We start from the raw sequence: 3,296 nt of genomic DNA, 5'->3' as shown, positions 1-3,296 counted from the left end.
TTTTGTTTGTTCGTTCGTGGCGTGAAGTGATTCATGTGGATGCATGTTCGGCTTCATCATGCAGGCGCGTGCGTTCTTGTCCTTGGTGGTTTCACCAAGGGTGGGGGGGGGTGTGGTTGTGTGTGTTGTTGGGTGTGTGTTGACAAGCTATGAAGGGCACATGGTGGATGCCTTGGCATCAAGAGCCGATGAAGGACGTGGGAGCCTGCGATAAGCCCTGGGGAGTTGGCAACCGAGCGTTGATCCGGGGGTGTCCGAATGGGGGAACCCAGCTGGAGTCATGTCCAGTTACCTGCACCTGAATAAAATAGGGTGTGTGGAGGGAACGCGGGGAAGTGAAACATCTCAGTACCCGTAGGAAGAGAAAACAATAGTGATTCCGAGAGTAGTGGCGAGCGAAATCGGATGAGGCCAAACCATGCGCATGTGATACCCGGCAGGGGTTGTGCGTGTGGGGTTGTGGGAGCGCTGTTCTGCATCTGCCGGTGTAGGGCGCAGTAAGAAATCACAGGTGAGGCTGAAGGTCTTGGAAAGGGCCGCCGTAGAGGGTGATAGCCCCGTAGGTGTAAGTCTGTGACTGCGTATGCTGCTTCCCAAGTAGCACGGGACCCCTGAAATCCTGTGTGAATCTGGCGGGACCACCCGTTAAGCCTAAATACTCCTTGATGACCGATAGCGGACCAGTACCGTGAGGGAAAGGTGAAAAGTACCCCTGGCGGGGAGTGAAATAGTACCTGAAACCGTGTGCCTACAATCCGTCGGAGCCCGGCTGCCCTCTTTGGGGGTGTTGGGGTGACGGCGTGCCTTTTGAAGAATGAGCCTGCGAGTTTGCGTTGTGTGGCGAGGTTAACCCGTGTGGGGTAGCCGTAGCGAAAGCGAGTCCGAAGAGGGCGGTTCAGTCGCACGATCAAGACCCGAAGCGGAGTGATCTATCCATGGGCAGGTTGAAGCGCGGGTAAGACCGCGTGGAGGACCGAACCCACTTAGGTTGAAAACTGAGGGGATGACCTGTGGATAGGGGTGAAAGGCCAATCAAACTCCGTGATAGCTGGTTCTCCCCGAAATGCATTTAGGTGCAGCGTTGCGTGTTTCTTGCCGGAGGTAGAGCACTGGATAGCCGATGGGCCCTACCAGGTTACTGACGTTAGCCAAACTCCGAATGCCGGTAAGTGAGAGCGCAGCAGTGAGACTGCGGGGGATAAGCTTCGTAGTCGAGAGGGAAACAGCCCAGACCATCAGCTAAGGCCCCTAAGCGGTGACTAAGTGGAAAAGGATGTGGAGTCGCATTGACAACCAGGAGGTTGGCTTGGAAGCAGCCACCCTTGAAAGAGTGCGTAATAGCTCACTGGTCAAGTGATTCCGCGCCGACAATGTAGCGGGGCTCAAGTCATCCGCCGAAGCTATGGCAGTCACACACTGGTGATTCAGTAACCTCTAACGGGGGTGTGGCTGGGTAGGGGAGCGTCGTGTCCCGGGTGAAGCTCCAGAGTGATCTAGGGGTGGATGGGGCACGAGTGAGAATGCAGGCATGAGTAGCGAATCGCGTGTGAGAAACACGCGCGCCGAATGATCAAGGGTTCCAGGGTCAAGCTAATCTGCCCTGGGTAAGTCGGGACCTAAGGCGAGGCCGACAGGCGTAGTCGATGGACAACGGGTTGATATTCCCGTACCGGCAAAGTAGCGCCCATGACGAGCCCGGTGATGCTAACCATCCGAAGCACCGTGACTGCTTCCCTTCGGGGTTGTGGCGTGTGTGTGGAGCATGGGAACCGATCCGGTAGTAGTCAAGCGATGGGGTGACGCAGGAAGGTAGCCTGACCACAGCGATGGTTGTCTGTGGCTAAGTGTGTAGGGCGATGTGTAGGCAAATCCGCACATCATATGCTTGAGACATGATGGGGACCCCGTTCGGGGGAAGCAGGTGATCCTATGCTGTCGAGAAAAACCTCTAGCGAGCTACGCGCCGCCCGTACCCGAAACCGACTCAGGTGATCAGGTAGAGAATACCAAGGCGATCGAGCGAACCATGGTTAAGGAACTCGGCAAAATGCCCCCGTAACTTCGGGAGAAGGGGGGCCGGATCCGTGACACCTCTTGCAGGTGGTAGCGGTGATGGCCGCAGAGACCAGGCCCAAGCGACTGTTTACTAAAAACACAGGTCCGTGCGAAGTTGTAAGACGATGTATACGGACTGACTCCTGCCCGGTGCTGGAAGGTTAAGAGGACCTGTTAGGTGGTAACACCGAAGCGGAGAATTTAAGCCCCAGTAAACGGCGGTGGTAACTATAACCATCCTAAGGTAGCGAAATTCCTTGTCGGGTAAGTTCCGACCTGCACGAATGGAGTAACGACTTGGGCGCTGTCTCAACCATGGACTCGGCGAAATTGCACTACGAGTAAAGATGCTCGTTACGCGCGGCAGGACGGAAAGACCCCGGGACCTTTACTATAGTTTGGTATTGGTGTTTGGTTCGGCTTGTGTAGGATAGGTGGGAGACTGTGAAGCGCACACGCCAGTGTGTGTGGAGTCGTCGTTGAAATACCACTCTGGTCGTACTAGATGTCTAACCTAGGTCCGTTATCCGGATCAGGGACAGTGCCTGATGGGTAGTTTAACTGGGGCGGTTGCCTCCTAAAGAGTAACGGAGGCGCTCAAAGGTTCCCTCAGCCTGGTTGGCAATCAGGTGGCGAGTGTAAGTGCACAAGGGAGCTTGACTGTGAGACAGACATGTCGAGCAGGGACGAAAGTCGGAACTAGTGATCCGGCCACGGCATGTGGAAGCGTGGTCGCTCAACGGATAAAAGGTACCCCGGGGATAACAGGCTGATCTTCCCCAAGAGTCCATATCGACGGGATGGTTTGGCACCTCGATGTCGGCTCGTCGCATCCTGGGGCTGGAGTAGGTCCCAAGGGTTGGGCTGTTCGCCCATTAAAGCGGCACGCGAGCTGGGTTTAGAACGTCGTGAGACAGTTCGGTCCCTATCCGCCGCGCGCGTAGGAAACTTGAGAAAGGCTGTCCCTAGTACGAGAGGACCGGGATGGACGAACCTCTGGTGTGCCAGTTGTACCGCCAGGTGCACGGCTGGTTGGCTACGTTCGGAAGTGATAACCGCTGAATGCATCTAAGCGGGAAGCACGTTTCAAGATGAGGTTTCCCACCGGGTTAACCGGGTAAGGCCCCCAGTAGATGACTGGGTTGATAGGCCGGAGGTGTACAGCAGTAATGCCCAGCCGACCGGTACTAATAGGCCGAGGGCTTGTCACCACACTCCTACACTGCACACACAAACAAACA

1 rRNA gene is annotated in these 3,296 nt (G+C 55.9%); it reads left to right on the top strand.

What is annotated here, in order from left to right:
• The first annotated feature begins 140 nt into the window (after nt 1-140).
• Nucleotides 141-3,266: ribosomal RNA gene (locus tag E8D37_RS19635) — 23S ribosomal RNA — on the top strand.
• Nucleotides 3,267-3,296: the final 30 nt, after the last annotated feature.

This window comes from Nocardioides sp. GY 10127, assembly GCF_004919085.1.
Lineage (GTDB): Bacteria > Actinomycetota > Actinomycetes > Propionibacteriales > Nocardioidaceae > Nocardioides.
This window is presented reverse-complemented; position numbering and strand designations above follow the sequence as displayed.